Here is a 15542-nt window from a genome sequence, read left to right on the forward strand (position 1 = left end):
CGGTGTCCGCCGCCTAGGCTGGGACCCGTGCCCCGAGCCGACCATTCTCTTCCCGAGGTCGCCCTGACCCGACGCCCGATGGACCGCCGCGGCGACCTGCGCTCCGACTCCGCCCTGCTCACCCGGCTGCTCGCCGACCCCGCCACCCGCGTGTTCCGGCTGCGCGGCGACGCGGCCGAGGTCGTCGAGGACGGGCACGGCGGCCTGCGCGTCGTCCTCGGTGCTCCCGTGCCCGCCGACGCCGACCACCTCGTCGTCTACCTCGGGGAGTCGGGGGGCGTGCACCACCTCGGGGTGGCCGAGGACCTGCCCGACGGCGGGGCCCCGCCCGAGGGGATGCGCACCCTGCGCCAGGTCGGTGCCCGGGTCGACGACATCGGGGCCTCGGTGTTCGCGACGACGCTGGCGCTGGCCAACTGGCACCGGGCACACGGGTTCTGCCCGCGCTGCGGGGGGCCGACCGTGCCGGTGCTGGCCGGCTGGGTGCGCCGCTGCCGGGCCGACGACAGCGAGCACTACCCGCGCACCGACGTCGCCGTCATCATGGCCGTCGTCGACGACGCCGACCGCATCCTCCTGGCCCGCGGTCGGGGGTTCACCTCGCGGGGGATGTCGGTGCTGGCCGGCTTCGTCGAGCCGGGGGAGACCCTCGCCGCCGCGGTGGCGCGCGAGGTGTTCGAGGAGGTCGGGGTCGAGGTCACCGACGTCACCTACCTCGGCGACCAGCCGTGGCCGTTCCCGTCCTCGCTCATGGTGGGCTTCACGGCCCGGGCGCTGGGGACGCGGCTGCGCCTCCAGGAGTCCGAGATCGCCGAGGCGCGGTGGTTCAGCCGCGAGGAGCTGGTCGCCGCGATCGCCGACGGCTCGCTCGTGGTGCCCGGGGGGATCAGCATCGCCCGGCGCATCGTCGAGCACTGGTTCGGCGGGCCGGTCGAGGCCCCCGAGGTCGCGTCGCTGCGCTGAGGCGGCGCGCTCGGCCTCAGGCCAGGCGCTCGCGGACCTCGGCCACCGACGGGTTCGTCGCGGCCGAGCCGTCGGGGAAGAGCACGGTCGGCACGGTCTGGTTGCCGCCGTTGACGAGCATCACGTAGTCGGCGGCGTCGGGCTTGCGCTCGATGTCGACCTCGGTGAAGGCGATGCCCTCGCGCTCGAGCTGGGACCTCAGGCGCCGGCAGTAGCCGCACCACGTCGTCGAGAACATCGTCACGGTGCCGGCGGCGGGCAGGGCGGGGGTGCTCATGGCCTGGTCAACAGCGCGGGGGCCGGAGGGCTTCCCGGGCGCCGGCGCCGGCCGTCCACAGGGCGGCCGCCCGGCCACGGACGCCGTCGGTGCCGCGACCTAGGATCGACCCGATGTCCCTCCTCCCCGTTCACCCCGGCGCCGACGACGTGCTCGACGCCCTCGACCCCGAGCAGCGCGAGGTCGCCGCGCACCCGCTGGGGCCCATGTGCGTCCTCGCCGGCGCCGGCACGGGCAAGACGCGCGCCATCACCCACCGCATCGCGTACGGGGTGCTCTCGGGGGCCTACCAGCCGCAGCGGGTGCTCGCGGTCACCTTCACCGCCCGCGCGGCGGGCGAGATGCGCACCCGCCTGCGCGACCTCGGGGTGGGCGGGGTCCAGGCCCGCACCTTCCACGCGGCGGCCCTGCGCCAGCTGCACTACTTCTGGCCGCAGGCCGTCGGGGAGCGGCCCCCGAGGTCATGCCGCACAAGGCGAGCGCGGTCGCCGAGGCCGGTGGCCGGCTCCGGCTGCGCCTCGACTCCCCGGCCCTGCGCGACCTCGCCTCCGAGATCGAGTGGGCCAAGGTCTCGATGCTCACCGCCGACACCTACGCCGCCGGAGCGGCCCGGGCCCGCCGCGAGCCGCCGGGGGGCCTCGACGCCACGGCGATGGCCCGGCTCATCGCCACGTACGAGGACGTGAAGTCCGACCGGGGGGTCATCGACTTCGAGGACGTGCTGCTGCTCACCGCGGGCATCATCGGCGAGCACGAACAGGTCGCCCGGGCGGTCCGCGGCCAGTACCGGCACTTCGTCGTCGACGAGTACCAGGACGTCAACCGGCTCCAGCAGACCCTCCTCGAGCTCTGGCTCGGCGGCCGGGAGGACGTCTGCGTCGTCGGTGACCCGGCCCAGACCATCTACAGCTTCACCGGCGCCTCGCCGCAGCACCTGCTCGGCTTCCGCACCGCCCACCCGCAGGCCCGGGTCGTCGAGCTCGTGCGCAACTACCGCTCGACCCCGCAGGTCGTCGGGCTGGCCAACCTCGTGCTGCGCAGCCCCGGCGGCGGACGGCGGGCCGGCTCCGTCGAGCTGCGCGCCCAGCGCGAGGACGGAGTCGTCCCCGAGCTGCTCGTCGCCGACGACGACCCCGCCGAGGCCGAGCAGGTCGCCACGCGCATCGCCGACCTCGTCGCGTCGGGGCACCCGCCCTCCGAGGTGGCGGTCCTCTTCCGCACGAACGGGCAGAGCGAGCAGTTCGAGTCCGCGCTCGCCGAGCGGGGCATCCCCTACCTCGTGCGCGGCGGCGAGCGCTTCTTCTCGCGCCGCGAGGTGCGCGACGCCATCGTCCTCATGCGCGGGGCGGCCCGCTCCGACGACGGCGAGGTGACCCTCCCCGACCTCGTGCGCGACGTGCTCCTCGGCGCGGGCTGGACGCGCGAGGCCCCGACGTCCGGCGGCGCCGCCCGCGAGCGGTGGGAGTCCCTCTCGGCGCTGGCCGGCCTCGCCGACGACGTCGCGGCCGCCGACCCCGAGGCGCGGCTGCCCGCCTTCGTCCGCGAGCTCGACGAGCGGGCCGCCGCCCAGCACGCGCCGACCGTGCAGGGCGTCACCCTCGCCTCGCTGCACGCCGCCAAGGGCCTCGAGTGGGGCACGGTCTTCCTCGTCGGCTGCTCCGACGGCCTGATGCCCATCACGATGGCCGACACCCCCGAGGAGATCGAGGAGGAGCGGCGCCTGCTCTACGTCGGGCTGACCCGGGCCCGCGACCGCCTCGTCCTGTCCTACTCCCGGGCCCGCACGCCGGGGGCCAAGGGCACCCGTCGGCCGTCGCGCTTCCTCGACGGCACGGAGTCCGTCCTCGGCGCGGCCGCGCGCAGCCAGCCCCGCCGCAAGAAGGCCTCGGCGAAGGAGCGCGCGGCGGCGCCCACCGTCTGCCGCGTCTGCGGCACCGGGCTCGCGACGGCCAAGGAGCGCACCATCGGCCGGTGCACCGCGTGCCCGCCGACCATGGACGAGCAGCTCTTCGAGGAGCTGCGCGGCTGGCGCCTCGAGACCGCCCGCGAGCTCGACGTCCCCGCGTACGTCGTCTTCACCGACGCCACGCTCACCGCCATCGCCGAGCGCGAGCCCACCGACACGGGGGAGCTGTCGCGCATCACCGGCGTCGGTCCGGCCAAGCTCGAGCGCTTCGGCGACGCCGTCCTGACGATTGTGAAGAATTTTTCTGAGGCACAGAACGCCTGAGGCGCAACGGAGTTCGGTCTGCGGGCGCCCCTGGTTCGCCGACCCGCCGTCTTAATCCGTTGCCGCCGCTTCGGGGCGGGTTCTACAGTGTCCGGGAACACCTCGCGTGCCCGTCCGGGCACGGACCACGACCGAGACCGCGAAGGAGGGTTGGAGACATGGACACGACGCAGTCGATGAACGGCATGCCGGCGATGGCCGCTGCCCGCACGACCCTCCTCGATGCCGTCTGGTACGGCTCCAACACGGCCCACGCGGTCGATCGCGGTCGGGTCCAGGGGCGCACTGTCTCCGCTGCCGGTTTCGGCACGCGTGAGGCCGTCGGCACCGGCGTCAAGGCCGGCCTCGACATCGCCACCGCCCCGTCCACGGGATCCGTCTGCCCACGCCTCGAGGGGCCACCTGTCTAGCACCAGGTAGCCACCACCTCGAGGCCGCGGATCCCCCCAGGGATCCGCGGCCTTTCTCGTATGCACCCGCCCGGGGGACCGGGCCCAGACCACCACCACGCGAGGACCAGCAGAGATGACCACCACGAGCGAGCGGCGCCACCCGCACCGCCCACCGAGTACCACCCCGCGCCACACCCGGCGCTCGACGAACGGAGGTGACACCCCCATGCAGCTGACCGACCTGCTCGACCTGCACGACACGGCCGTCATCGACGGCGAGGGGATCCCCTGCCGCGAGAACGACGCCGAGCTGTGGTTCGCCGACACCCCCGAGGGCGTCGAGTTCGCCAAGGCGCTCTGCCGGACCTGCCCGGTCCGGGAGACCTGCCTCGCGGGCGCCCTCGACCGGCGCGAGCCGTGGGGCGTCTGGGGCGGGGAGTACTTCGTCCAGGGCGAGACCGTCGCGCGGAAGCGTCCGCGCGGCCGCCCCCGCAAGACCGAGGTCGCCGCCTGAACGGCGGTGTCCGACACCAGTTCACACGACAGGAGAAGCCGATGTACAACCGCCGGATGCAGCGCGTCCGTCGCATCGTGCACCAGCGCAGCGTCCACGAGGCGCAGCGTCGGGAGCGCGAGGCGGCCAACCGCGAGCAGATGCGCGCGGTCGTCCACGCCATCGTCCGATGAGCGTGCGACCCGCAGAGCGCACCGCCCCCGACACCGCGTCGGGGCGGTGCCCGTTCCACCCCTGCGCGAGCGGGACTTCTGGCGCGCCGTCGCCTCGACCCTGCTGGCTACGCTGACCCCATGGCCGCGCTGACGATCGCCCAGGACCCCGCCGCCGACAAGGTGCTCTCCGAGGACCCGTTCGCGCTCCTCGTCGGGATGCTCCTCGACCAGCAGTTCCCGATGGAGCGGGCCTTCGCCGGCCCGGCCAAGATCCTCGAGCGCTTCGGCACCCTCGAGCCGGCCGCGCTCGCCGCGGCCGAGCCGGAGCCGTTCGCCGACCTGTGCGCCACCCCTCCGGCCATCCACCGCTACGGGCGCTCGATGGCCGGTCGCGTCCAGGCGCTGGCCGCCGTCGTGCGCGACGAGTACGACGGCGACGCCGCCTCGCTGTGGACCACCGCCTCCAGCGGTGCCGAGCTCGTCGCCCGCATCAGGGCCCTCCCCGGCTTCGGCGACCAGAAGGCCCGCATCTTCGCGGCCCTGCTCGGCAAGCAGCTCGGCGTCCGTCCGCAGGGCTGGGCCGAGGCCTGCGGCGCCTACGCCGAGCCCGGCTCGTTCCGCTCGGTGGCCGACGTCGTCGACCCCGACTCGCTGCAGAAGGTGCGCGACTTCAAGAAGGCCGCCAAGGCCGCCGCGAAGGCCGGGGCCTGACCGTGCCCGACGCCCCGGGCGGCTCCGGCGCCGAGCGGGTCGCGGTGTGCGCCACCTGCGGTGCCTCGCCGCCGGCGGGCGAGGAGGCAGCCGCCCTGCTCACGTGGAGCCGCGGCAGCGAGAACGGGCGCGAGGTCTGGACCTGCGCGGCCTGCAGCCGTCGCCACCTGCGCAGCATCGAGGGCAAGCTCGACTCCGCCTGGTGGTGAGTCAGGCGCTGGGGTCCGGGGGGATGCGCGACTCGTCGACGCCCGGCAGGTAGGCGCAGACCATCTCGCGCAGCGGCACGGTGCCGCCGATCTGGCTGAGCACACCGATGCCGCCGAGCCACACCCGGTGGATGAGCAGGTACTCGGGCGGCAGGTTGAGCTTGAGGCCGATGAGGAACTGCGGCCGGCGCGGGTCCTGGATCTGGGCGGCGGCCCCCGCAGCCACTCACGGGTCGGCCGGAACTGCTCGTGGAGGATCGGCTCGACGAGCGGCTGGAGGTACTCGACCAGCCCCTCCGGGTCGATCTCGATGCCGGGACGGATGAACCCGGCGCTGCGCAGGACGCGCACCAGGCCCTCACCGTCGCCGGCCAGGGCGTTGGTGAGGATGCCGCCCATCTCCGGCGGCATGCCCTCGGGGAGACGGTTGACCGCCCCGAAGTCGAGGACCCCGAGCCGGCCGTCGGGCGTGACCCGGAAGTTGCCCGGGTGCGGGTCGGCGTGCAGCAGCCGCGCGCGGGTCGGCGCCCGGAGCTGGAACTCGAGGTAGAGCGCGGCCGCCTCGTCGCGCTGCTCCGGCGTGCCGTCGGCGATGATCCGGGCCAGGGGTGTGCCCTCGACCCACTCGGTGACGAGGACCTGCGGCGACTCGACGAGCACGTCGGGGACCAGCACGTCCTCGTCGCCGGCGAAGGCCTTGGCGAAGTGCCGCTGGTGACGGGCCTCCAGGGAGTAGTCGAGCTCCTCGGACATCCGGGCCCGCAGCTCGTCCATGATCGGCTTGACGTCGATGCCGGGCACCATCGAGCCGGCCATCCGGGCCACCCGGGAGATCTGGTTGAGGTCGGAGAGCAGGGCCTTGCCCGCGCCGGGGTACTGGATCTTGACGGCGACCTCGCGGCCGTCGCGCCAGACCCCCGGTGCACCTGCCCGATGGAGGCGGCAGCGGCGGGGACGTCGTCGAACTCGACGAGCTTGGTGCTGGCCCACCGGGGCCCGAGCTCGGTGGCGAGGATGGTGTGGACCCGCTCGGCGCCCATCGGCGGCCCGGACTCCTGGAGCCGGGTGAGGGTCGCGCGGTACGGGCCGGCGACCTCCTCGGGCATCGCGGCCTCCATCACCGACAGGGCCTGGCCGAACTTCATCGCACCGCCCTTGAGCTGCCCGAGCACCGAGAAGAGCTGCTCGGCGGTGCGGGCCTGGAGCTCGGCGGCCACCGCCTCGGCCGGCCGCCCGCCGACCCGCTTGCCGACGCCGAGGGCCGCCCGCCCGGCGTGCCCCAGCGGGAGCCCGGCCAGCCGCGCGGCGCGCGCGATCGAGGACCCGGGGATGTCTCGCTCGCGCTCGCTCACCCCGCCATTCTCACCGACGAACACGCACAGTCGGGACGCGAGCCCCAGACCCTGTGCAGGACGGAGGTTCCACGGGGCCCGACCTCGGTCGAGACGGCGCCGAGGGAGTGGTCGCCGCGCAGCACCGCGCAGGTCGTGACGACGGCGACGGCGGAGGCGAGCACGACGGCCGCGGGATCGGGTGGCGAGAGGCCCGGACGGGGCGCGGCGGCCGCGGCGCAGGCGAGGCACGGCGTGCGGCCGGGCACGACGAGGGGGCCGACGACGACCACCCCGTCGCCCGCGACGACGGGCAGCACGGGGACCCCGCCGGACTCCCACGGGGCCGCGAGGGAGGGGGCGCCGCGCCACACGGGCTCGCGTCCCTCGCTGACGAGCAGGACGGCCGACGGTGGTGGGACGCCGGCCGCCAGGGCCAGCTCGGCGGCGTCGGCGGCGTGCGCCCCGGCGCGGACGGTGACCCGGCAGCGCCGCAGCTGGGCGGCGACCTCGTCGGCGACCCGCCCCCACCCGTCGACGACGACCGGCCCGCGCACCGCGTCCATCGCGACCTCCCGTCGTGTCCCCGGTCATCCTGCCGGGACGCGCGCCGGGGCCGGCGGAGTCATCCACAGGCCCGGGCGGGGCCGGGCGGGCCCGGGGACGGCGACGGCCCCGGACCACGCGGGTCCGGGGCCGTCGGTGGCTCGGGGTGGCTCAGGCCTTGCCGAGGATGCGGTTGAGGTTCGTGCCGCACACGGGGCACTTGCCCTTGGCCATCCGTCGTCCGTTCTCGGAGACGACGACCTTCCCCTCGGCCTCGCGCTTCTCCTTGCACTTCACGCAGTAGAACTCGCCCTTGTAGGTCTCGTCAGCCATCGACGCTCTCCTTGTCGCAGGCATCGGGGGCCCCGGTGCCGGAAAGAGGTGCCACCCGAGGGCGGCCTGGACGTCCACACCCTAGCCACGCGGGGCCCTGCGGCCCCCGGGCCACGCGGCGCCACGCGGGGAATCGCCGCAGGTGGGGCCACATGCGCACCACCTGTCACACCAGCCCCCAGGCCGTAGAGTCCTCCCGTGGCCAGCCCCGACGTCGAGGTCCGCCGCAGCCGCAGGCGCCGCCGCACCGTGAGCGCCTACCGCGACGGCGGTCGCACCGTCGTGCTCATCCCCGCCTCCTTCTCGGCGGCCGAGGAGGCCCGCTGGGTGGAGCGGATGCTCGCCCGGCTCGAGCGCGGGGAGTCCCGCCGCACGCTGAGCGACCAGGCCCTCGCCGAGCGCGCCGCGCGGCTCTCGGTCCGCTACCTCGGCGGTCACGCGCGCCCCGAGAGCGTCCGCTGGGTCTCGACGATGGGGAAGCGCTGGGCGTCGTGCACGCCCGCCGACGGCAGCATCCGGGTCTCGGACCGGCTGCAGGAGGTCCCCGACCACGTCCTCGACTACGTGCTGCTCCACGAGCTGGCCCACCTGCTCGTCACGGGCCACGGACCGGCGTTCTGGCGGCTGCTCGCGTCCTACCCGCGCCTCGAGCGCTCGCGCGGCTTCCTCGACGGGCTCGCACACGCCTCCGGGATGCCCTCGTCAGAGGAGCCCGAGGGCGCCCCGGGCGACGGCGACGAGGGGTGACAGCTCGGCCCGCGTGCCCTCGGGCAGGGCGTCGACCGGCCACCACCGCACGTCGAGGGACTCGTCGCTGACCGTCGGCCCCACGCCCTCGGGCGCCACCGCCGCGAACCGGACGTCGAGGTGCTCGCGGCAGTGCCCGAAGTCGCCCTCGAGCACGTGCCGGTCGAGCTGCACCGGGTCCCGCAGCGGTTCGAGCGCGGCCAGCCCCGACTCCTCGCGCCCCTCGCGCCGGGCGGCGGCCCACAGCGACACGTCGGCCCGCTCGAGGTGGCCGCCGAACTGGAACCACTGCCGGGCGCGGCGGTGGTGGGTCAGCAGCACCCGCTCGCCGGCGGCGTCGAGCACGACGCACGACGCGGTGAGGTGCGCGGGCGGCCCGGCCTTGGCCACCCCGTCCGGGTGCGACGCGAGGAAGGTCAGGTAGGAGCGGCGCAGCTCCTCCTGGGCGGCGTCCGGCGCGGACCACCCGCCGAGGACGCGCGTGACGTCGGCGTGCAGGTGGGCGAAGGAGCGGGCGACCTCGGCGGCCGCCGTCACCGCTCGCCCTCGTCGCGCAGCAGCGCGTCGAGCTCGGCGTCGAGGTCGTCGGTGGCCGGCGCGGCCGTGCGCTCGACGTAGCCGAGCGGGTCGTCGAGGTCGGCCGTCGACGGGGCGAGGTCGGGGTGGCGCCAGGCGCCGTCGCGCGCCTCGGCGCCGGCGGAGTCCTCGAGGGCCCGGAAGAGGTTCGCGGCGTCGCGCAGCCGGCGCGGGCGCAGCTCGAGCCCGACGAGCGCACCGAAGGCCTTCTCGGCCGGCCCGCCACCGGCCCGGCGGCGCCGGACGGCCTCGCCGAGCGCGTCGGCGGCCGGCAGGTGCTCGGCGACGGCCCGCTCGGTGACGACGTCGACCCAGCCCTCGACGAGCGCGAGCAGCGTCTCGAGCCGGCCGAGTGCGGCGACCTGGGCGGGGGAGTGCTGCGGCGCGAACATCCGCCCGCGCAGCGCCTCCTGCACGGCCTCGGGGTCCGCGGGGTCGATGGAGCGGACCGCCTCCTCGATGCCGTCGGTGTCGATGGTGATGTCGGAGGCGTAGTCGCGGACGGCGGCGAGCAGGCCGGCCGACAGCCAGGGCACGGCGCCGAACAGGCGCACCCGGGCGACCTCCCGGACCGCGAGGTAGAGGCGGGCCTGCGGCTCGTCGACCTCGAGCCCCTCGGCGAGCTCGCGCAGCGCGACGGGCATGAGCACGACGTCGGGGGCGGGCACGAGGGGCAGCGAGACCTCGCAGCCGGTGAGCACCTCGCCGGCCAGCTGGCCGACGCCCTGGCCCAGCTGCAGGGAGAACATCGAGCCGTGCATCCGGCGGAGCATCGGACCGGCCTGGTCCATCATCCCGGCCATGCCCTCGGGCAGCGCGCCCTCGGGCAGGTCGGACAGCTGGCGGGCCATCGCCTCGGTGACGGCGTCGGTGACCCCCTCGGCCACCGGCTCGACGAGCCCGGTCCACACCGGCATCGTCGCCTCGACCCACTCGGCCCGGCTCCACGCGGTGCCGTGCACGGCGGGGCCGGAGAGGTCGGTGACGGCATCGAGCCACAGCCCCGCGACCTGCACGGCCTCGGCGGCGGCGCGCTGGTCGGCCGGGGCGGCCAGGGCGTCACCGGCCGCGGCGACGGTCTTGCGGGCGGTGTCGGTGGCCAGCGTGGCGTCGACCGTGGTGTCGCCCGCCGGGGCCGCGAACATGGCCTGCACCTGGCCCATGACCATCTGGAGCATCTGCGGGTCGACCTGGTCCAGGCCCATGCCCTTGACCATCGCGGCGAGCTGCGGGTCGAGCTCCCCGCCGCCGGTCAGCCCGCGCAGCACCTGCTCGAGCTCGGGGGGGAGGTCGGGGGTCTCGTCGTCGTCGGCGTGGTCGGTCACGGCCGGTCTCCTGCGGTTCGGGTGAGAGGATGTGCTCCTGTCGTACCCAACCACGGTCGCCCGGGAATCGTTCCGGCCGACGCTGCCCGGAGGACCACCCGTGCCCACAGATGACGCCGCGGTCGTGCTCGTCGCCGTCCGCCACGAGCCGCTGTCCGTCGACGAGCTCCTCACCGCCGTCCGGCACCCCGTCTGCGGCGGGGTCTCCCTCTTCGTCGGGGTCGTGCGCGACCACGACCACGGCGACTCCGTGACCCGGCTCGAGTACTCCGCCCACCCCACGGCCGAGGCCACGATGCGCGCGGTCTGCGACGAGGTGCTGGCCTCCTCCGAGGCGGTCCGCATCGCCGCGGTGCACCGGACGGGCACCCTCGAGGTGGGCGACCTCGCGGTCGTCGTGGCCGCGGCGGCCCCGCACCGCGGCCAGGCCTTCGACGCCTGCCGGGCGGTCATCGACACCCTCAAGGAGCGCACGCCCATCTGGAAGCACCAGCAGCTGGGCGACGGCTCGGCCGAGTGGGTGGGGATGCCGTGAGCGGCGCCCCCGACGGGGTCCGGCTCGACGCGGGTCCGCCCGCACCCGTCCCCGACCACCCGGTGCACCGGCCCGGCCGGCTCGCCGCGGGGATGCTCACCGCGACGTTCCTCCTCGTCGTGCTCGCGGCGGTCCTGACCTTCGTCGGGCTGCCCTACGTCGTGCTGTCGCCCGGGCCGGCCACCAACGTCCTCGGTGACCTCGACGGGAAGCCCGTCCTGTCCATCTCGGGTGCGAAGACCTACCCCACCTCCGGGGCCCTCGACTTCACGACCGTCTCGTTCGACGGCGGTCCCGGTGCCAAGGTCACCGTCTACGACCTCCTCGAGGCGTGGGTCAGCGGCGACGTCGACGTCGCCCCGAGCGCTACTACTTCCCCGACGACGTGACCGAGGAGGACGTCGAGGCGGAGAACACCGAGATGATGAACGAGTCGCAGGTCGTCGCCGCCGCGACCGCGCTGCGGGCCCTCGGCCGCACCGTCACCACGACCGTCGCCGTCGCCGACGTGCCGAAGGGCGGCCCGTCCGACGGCAAGCTCGCCAAGGACGACACCGTGCTGTCGGTCGACGGCACGCCCACCACCGACACGGCCTCCGTGCGCGAGGCCGTCCAGAAGCGCCAGCCCGGTGAACAGGTCAGCCTCCGGGTGCGGCGCGACGGCGCCGAGCGCACGGTCACGGTGCGCTCCGCCGACTCCGAGGGCCGCGCCGTCATCGGCGTCCTCCTGCGCACCGAGTACGACCTGCCGGTCGACGTCACGCTCAACACCGGCCAGGTCGGGGGCCCTTCTGCGGGACTGATGTTCAGCCTCGCCATCTACGACGCACTGACCCCCGGTGAGCTCACCGGCGGGAAGAAGATCGCCGGCACCGGCACCATCGAGGACGACGGGTCGGTCGGTCCGATCAGCGGCATCCGGCAGAAGATGTCCGGGGCCCACGCGGCCGGGGCGCGCTTCTTCCTCTCGCCCGCCGAGGACTGCGCCGACGCCGTGGGCCACGTCCCGGACGGGATGACCCTGCTGCGCGTCACGACCTTCACCGAGGCGCGCACGGCCGTCGAGGGCATCGCCGAGAACGACATCAGCGGCCTGCCGACCTGCGGCTGAGGCGGACTCCGCCGGTCGGCAGCGGTCCGCCGGTCGGCGACCGGCTCAGTCGAAGGTCGCCCGCAGGGCGTGCACGATGCCGGGGGCGATGTCGTCGCCGAGGGCCACCTTGTCGTCACTGTCGTGGGCGCGCTGACGCAGCAGGCACCGCGCGGCCCCGTCCCGGGTGACGGCCACGACGAGGCGCACGTCGGACCGGTCGGGGTGCTCGGCGACCGCGCGCCGGGCGGCGTCGGGGTCCTCGGGCAGGTCCCGCTCGGCGGCCGGGGGGAGGACGACGCGCTCGACGGCCAGCGCGCACCCGGTGACCTCGTCGGGCCAGGCGATGCGCGCCAGCAGGTCCTCGATGCCGTCGGCGTCGGGCAGGTCCTCCTGCTCGACCGCCGAGAGCGCACCGGCCACGGCGTCGTGCGCGGCGAGGCCCTCGGCGAGCTGCGGCTCGCGGACGACGAGGTCGGCGGTCGGCACGAGGGCGAAGAGCCGCACCGGCTGGTCCCACCCGCCGCGGGCGACGTGCCGCTCGGTGTCGAGGGCGGCGAGGGTCAGCGGGTCGGTGACGGGCTGCGGGTCGGGGCTCACGGGCTCCATGGTGCCCGACCCGGCGACGGCGAACCTTCGGGCCCCTCCGAGCGTTCAGGAGCGCGAGGTAGGTTGACCTTCACCGCCGCACGACGACGACCCCGGCTGACGGGACGAGGAGAGCTGTGAGTCGCTCCGACTGGTTCGACGGACCCAACGGGCCCGACGAGGGCGCCGGGCGCCCCGGCGCCGCGGGCGGACGGGGGGACCGGCCCGCCGGCCCCGCGCGCCGCCGACGCGGCCCGCTGCTGCCCACCGCGCTCGTCCTCATCGGGCTGGCCGTCGTGGGGGGCATCGCGGCCGACGTCCTCACCGACGTGTGGTGGTACCAGTCGGTCGGCTTCAGCGGCGTGTTCGTCAAGGAGCTGCTCAGCAAGCTCGGCATCTTCGTCGTCGCCGCGCTGCTCACCGGCGGCGCCGTCGCCGCCTCGCTCGTCGCCGCCTACCGCACCCGGCCGATCTACATCCCGGTGACGCCGGCCCAGCAGGTGCTCGAGCAGTACCGGCAGGCCATCGAGCCGCTGCGCCGCGTGGCGCTCATCGCCATCCCCGTCGTCCTCGGGCTGCTCGCCGGCTCCGGCTCGATGGGCGCGTGGAAGACGTTCCTGCTGTGGGCCAACGCCGTCCCGTTCGGCGTCAAGGACCCGCAGTTCGGGCTCGACGTCGGCTTCTTCGTCTTCACCCTGCCGTGGCTGAACTTCCTCGTGAGCTTCGCGACCGTGGTGCTCGTCCTGTCCTTCCTGGCCGGCGCCTTCACCCACTACGTCTACGGCGGCCTCCAGCTGCCCGGGCGCGGTCCGTCGACCCGTGCGGCCTACGTGCACCTCGGGGCCCTCGGCGCGCTCATCGCCCTGACCCGCGCCGCCTCGTACTGGCTCGACCGCTACTCGCTGTCGAGCCAGAAGGGGTCGCTGCTCACCGGCATCACCTACACCGACGCGAACGCGGTGCTGCCCACCAAGGCCATCCTCGCCGTCGCCGCCGTGATGTGCGCCGGCTTCTTCCTCGCCGCCATCTGGAGCCGCTCCTGGCGGCTGCCCGTCATCGGCGTCGCCCTGCTCCTCGTCACGGCGATCGTCGCCGGCGCGGCGTACCCGGCGCTCATCCAGTCGCTCAAGGTGCGGCCCTCGGAGAAGTCGCTCGAGGAGACCTACATCGACCGCAACATCAAGGCGACGCGGACGGCCTACGGCCTGGACCGGGTCGAGCGGATCGAGAACCCCGAGCCCCCGGCCGAGGCCGACAACACCGCCCTGCGCTCCTCGGCGGAGTCGATCCCGGGCGTGCGCATCATCGACCCGAACGTCGTCGCGCCGACGTTCCGGCAGCTGCAGGGCGAGCGCGACTTCTACGCCTTTCCCGACACCCTCGACGTCGACCGGTACACGATCGACGGCAAGGTCAACGACGCCGTCGTCGCGGTGCGTGAGATCAACCTCCAGGGCCTGCCCGAGAACCAGCGCAACTGGCTCAACGACCACACCACGTACACCCACGGCTACGGCTTCTACGCCGCGTACGGCAACCAGCGCACCTCCGAGGGTGACCCGGTCTTCTTCGAGGGCAACGGCAAGAGCGCCATCGGCGAGTACGAGCCCCGCATCTACTTCGGCGAGCTGTCGGAGCAGTACTCCGTGGTCGGTGCGCCGGCCGGGGCCAAGAAGCGCGAGTTCGACTACCCTGCAGGGCAGGAGGGCGAGGTCGCGGTCAACAACACGTACTCGGGCAAGGGCGGTGTCTCGATCGGCTCCTTCGGTCGTCGGCTGGCCTACGCCGTCAAGTACCGCGAGGCCAACTTCCTCCTCTCGGACGCCGTCAACTCCGAGTCGCGCATCCTCGACCACCGCAGCCCGCAGGAGCGCGTCGAGCGGGTCGCTCCGTGGCTCCAGCTCGACGGCAACGTCTACCCGGCGGTCGTCGGTGGGCGGGTCCAGTGGATCGTCGACGGCTTCACCACCTCGGCCAGCTACCCGAACAGCCGTCTCCTGGAACTGTCCGACGCCACCTCCGACTCGGTCGCCGGCCGCTCCAACGTGGTCCAGGTGCGCTCGGGCGAGGTCAACTACATGCGCAACGCCGTCAAGGCGACGGTCGACGCCTACGACGGCTCCGTCAAGCTCTACGGCTGGGACATGAGCGACCCGATGCTCAAGGCCTGGAGCGGCGCCTTCCCCGGGTCGGTGCGGCCGATCTCGGAGATCTCTGGCGACCTCATGGCCCACCTGCGCTACCCGCAGGACCTGCTCAAGGTGCAGCGCGAGCTGCTCACGGAGTACCACGTGAGCAACCCGGGCGACTTCTTCTCCAACTCCGACAAGTGGCGCGTCCCGCGCGACCCCTCGACGCCGACCCAGGACCAGCCGGTCGTCTTCCAGTCGATCGCGCTGCCGGGTGAGAGCTCCGCGTCCTTCTCCATCACCGCCCCGTTCGTGCCCAACAGCAACAGCGACGCCGGGCGCGAGATCCTGCGCGGGCTGCTGGCGGTCAACGCGGACGCGGGGAACCAGGCCGGACGGCCCGCCTCGACGTTCGGGGCCCTGCGCCTGCTCGACTTCGGCTCCCAGAGCCCGTCGGGGCCGGGGCAGATCGTCAACCAGATCAAGAACTCGACGGCGCGCTCGCAGAACGCCGCCGAGCAGCTGAACCTCGCGCAGTACATCACCCAGAACTCCGGCGGCGGCAAGTCCCTGACGTTCGGGAACCTGCTGACCTTCCCCTTGCAGGGACGGATGTTCTACGTGCAGCCGATCTACGTGCAGGCCTCCAGCGGTGCCGGCGCCTTCCCCAGGAGAAGGTCACCGTCGCGGTCTACGGCTCGAGCGTGGCCTGGGGCGACACCATCGACCAGGCCGTCACCGGCCTGTTCGGCGAGGGCCAGGACACCGGCGGGTCCGACGGCGGAGACGGAGGGACGCCGACGGAGCCGGACACTACGCTGCAGCAACAGCTCAGCGCGGCCATCGCGGCCATCCAGGCCGCGTACGCCGACGGCCAGGAAGCGCTGAGCA

At 74.4% G+C, this 15542-nt stretch carries 16 protein-coding genes and 2 pseudogenes; 11 read left to right on the forward strand and 7 right to left on the reverse strand.

Annotated features, from left to right (window positions below; all coding sequences use genetic code 11):
- Positions 1–78 precede the first annotated feature (78 nt).
- Positions 79–963: an NAD(+) diphosphatase gene (nudC, locus tag G7075_RS02245; protein WP_166118480.1), complete on the forward strand. Its 885-nt coding sequence runs from the start codon at positions 79–81 to the stop codon at positions 961–963.
- Between the two features lie 16 nt (positions 964–979).
- Here the strand turns inward: nudC and G7075_RS02250 are convergent, their stop codons facing one another.
- Positions 980–1240, reverse strand: a complete 261-nt coding sequence (locus G7075_RS02250; RefSeq protein WP_166118482.1) for a mycoredoxin — start codon at positions 1238–1240, stop codon at positions 980–982.
- Positions 1241–1353: 113 nt separating this feature from the next.
- On the opposite strand from G7075_RS02250, the pseudogene G7075_RS02255 reads away from it, so the two are divergent.
- The 5 genes and pseudogenes from G7075_RS02255 (at position 1354) to G7075_RS02270 (ending at position 5242) form a co-directional block, all read left to right on the forward strand.
- A pseudogene (locus tag G7075_RS02255) lies at positions 1354–3470 on the forward strand (ATP-dependent DNA helicase UvrD2).
- Between the two features lie 158 nt (positions 3471–3628).
- A complete protein-coding gene (locus tag G7075_RS02260; protein WP_166118484.1) occupies positions 3629–3880 on the forward strand; it encodes a hypothetical protein in 252 nt (83 codons plus the stop codon).
- A gap of 208 nt (positions 3881–4088) precedes the next feature.
- Positions 4089–4376, forward strand: coding sequence for a WhiB family transcriptional regulator (locus tag G7075_RS02265; RefSeq protein WP_166118486.1), 288 nt, complete (start codon positions 4089–4091; stop codon positions 4374–4376).
- A 41-nt stretch (positions 4377–4417) separates the two neighbouring features.
- Positions 4418–4549: a hypothetical protein gene (locus G7075_RS21930; protein ID WP_256378054.1), complete on the forward strand. Its 132-nt coding sequence runs from the start codon at positions 4418–4420 to the stop codon at positions 4547–4549.
- Between the two features lie 120 nt (positions 4550–4669).
- On the forward strand, positions 4670–5242 hold the full coding sequence (locus tag G7075_RS02270) for an HhH-GPD-type base excision DNA repair protein (protein ID WP_166118487.1): 573 nt from the start codon (positions 4670–4672) through the stop codon (positions 5240–5242).
- Here the strand turns inward: G7075_RS02270 and G7075_RS02275 are convergent.
- The 3 genes and pseudogenes from G7075_RS02275 to G7075_RS02280 form a co-directional block, all read right to left on the reverse strand.
- A pseudogene (locus tag G7075_RS02275) lies at positions 5128–6596 on the reverse strand (ABC1 kinase family protein). The gene G7075_RS02270 and the pseudogene G7075_RS02275 overlap by 115 nt on opposite strands.
- Positions 6597–6799: 203 nt before the next feature.
- Positions 6800–7348 carry a hypothetical protein gene (locus tag G7075_RS20640; RefSeq protein ID WP_240917829.1) on the reverse strand — a complete coding sequence of 183 codons (549 nt, stop codon included), beginning with the start codon at positions 7346–7348 and terminating at the stop codon, positions 6800–6802.
- 151 nt (positions 7349–7499) lie between these two features.
- Entirely contained in the window at positions 7500–7661 is a 162-nt protein-coding gene (locus G7075_RS02280) for a DUF5679 domain-containing protein (RefSeq protein WP_166118489.1), read from the reverse strand.
- Between the two features lie 198 nt (positions 7662–7859).
- Here G7075_RS02280 and G7075_RS02285 point away from each other — a divergent pair, with 198 nt between their 5' ends.
- The gene (locus G7075_RS02285) at positions 7860–8408 is read left to right on the forward strand and encodes a M48 family metallopeptidase (RefSeq protein ID WP_166118491.1); all 549 of its coding nucleotides are present in this window, start codon (positions 7860–7862) and stop codon (positions 8406–8408) included.
- Here the strand turns inward: G7075_RS02285 and G7075_RS02290 are convergent.
- Together G7075_RS02290 and G7075_RS02295 are read right to left on the reverse strand one after the other, a co-directional pair.
- Complete coding sequence (locus tag G7075_RS02290) at positions 8364–8945, reverse strand: NUDIX hydrolase (RefSeq protein WP_166118493.1); 582 nt, start codon at positions 8943–8945, stop codon at positions 8364–8366. The two genes, G7075_RS02285 and G7075_RS02290, sit on opposite strands and share 45 nt — an antisense overlap.
- Positions 8942–10309: a zinc-dependent metalloprotease gene (locus G7075_RS02295; RefSeq protein ID WP_240917830.1), complete on the reverse strand. Its 1368-nt coding sequence runs from the start codon at positions 10307–10309 to the stop codon at positions 8942–8944. Before G7075_RS02295 ends, G7075_RS02290 begins: the two co-directional genes overlap by 4 nt.
- Before the next feature lie 100 nt (positions 10310–10409).
- On the opposite strand from G7075_RS02295, the gene G7075_RS02300 reads away from it, so the two are divergent.
- From G7075_RS02300 to G7075_RS02310, 3 genes are read left to right on the forward strand one after another with little or no spacing between them, the layout of a single operon-like run.
- The gene (locus G7075_RS02300; RefSeq protein ID WP_166118495.1) at positions 10410–10844 is read left to right on the forward strand and encodes a molybdenum cofactor biosynthesis protein MoaE; all 435 of its coding nucleotides are present in this window, start codon (positions 10410–10412) and stop codon (positions 10842–10844) included.
- The gene (locus G7075_RS02305) at positions 10841–11233 is read left to right on the forward strand and encodes a hypothetical protein (RefSeq protein ID WP_166118497.1); all 393 of its coding nucleotides are present in this window, start codon (positions 10841–10843) and stop codon (positions 11231–11233) included. Before G7075_RS02300 ends, G7075_RS02305 begins: the two co-directional genes overlap by 4 nt.
- Positions 11176–11955: a PDZ domain-containing protein gene (locus G7075_RS02310; protein WP_166118499.1), complete on the forward strand. Its 780-nt coding sequence runs from the start codon at positions 11176–11178 to the stop codon at positions 11953–11955. Before G7075_RS02305 ends, G7075_RS02310 begins: the two co-directional genes overlap by 58 nt.
- 45 nt (positions 11956–12000) lie before the next feature.
- Here the strand turns inward: G7075_RS02310 and G7075_RS02315 are convergent, their stop codons facing one another.
- Positions 12001–12543 (reverse strand): PPA1309 family protein, encoded by a 543-nt coding sequence (locus G7075_RS02315; protein WP_166118501.1) that lies wholly within the window; start codon positions 12541–12543, stop codon positions 12001–12003.
- 116 nt (positions 12544–12659) lie between these two features.
- On the opposite strand from G7075_RS02315, the gene G7075_RS02320 reads away from it, so the two are divergent.
- A complete protein-coding gene (locus G7075_RS02320) occupies positions 12660–15539 on the forward strand; it encodes a UPF0182 family protein (protein WP_240917832.1) in 2880 nt (959 codons plus the stop codon).
- The last annotated feature ends 3 nt before the right edge of the window (positions 15540–15542 follow it).

Source organism: Phycicoccus sp. HDW14, from assembly GCF_011383005.1.
In the GTDB taxonomy this organism is placed as follows: Bacteria; Actinomycetota; Actinomycetes; order Actinomycetales; family Dermatophilaceae; genus Phycicoccus.

Excerpts from the sequence above, each read along its gene's own strand:
- nudC (WP_166118480.1), top strand. The coding sequence starts at position 79 with ATGGACCGCCGCGGCGACCTGCGCTCCGACTCCGCCCTGCTCACCCGG.
- G7075_RS02250 (WP_166118482.1), bottom strand. The coding sequence starts at position 1,240 with ATGAGCACCCCCGCCCTGCCCGCCGCCGGCACCGTGACGATGTTCTCG.
- G7075_RS02260 (WP_166118484.1), top strand. The coding sequence starts at position 3,629 with ATGGACACGACGCAGTCGATGAACGGCATGCCGGCGATGGCCGCTGCC.
- G7075_RS02265 (WP_166118486.1), top strand. The coding sequence starts at position 4,089 with ATGCAGCTGACCGACCTGCTCGACCTGCACGACACGGCCGTCATCGAC.
- G7075_RS21930 (WP_256378054.1), top strand. The coding sequence starts at position 4,418 with ATGTACAACCGCCGGATGCAGCGCGTCCGTCGCATCGTGCACCAGCGC.
- G7075_RS02270 (WP_166118487.1), top strand. The coding sequence starts at position 4,670 with ATGGCCGCGCTGACGATCGCCCAGGACCCCGCCGCCGACAAGGTGCTC.
- G7075_RS20640 (WP_240917829.1), bottom strand. The coding sequence starts at position 7,348 with ATGGACGCGGTGCGCGGGCCGGTCGTCGTCGACGGGTGGGGGCGGGTC.
- G7075_RS02280 (WP_166118489.1), bottom strand. The coding sequence starts at position 7,661 with ATGGCTGACGAGACCTACAAGGGCGAGTTCTACTGCGTGAAGTGCAAG.
- G7075_RS02315 (WP_166118501.1), bottom strand. The coding sequence starts at position 12,543 with ATGGAGCCCGTGAGCCCCGACCCGCAGCCCGTCACCGACCCGCTGACC.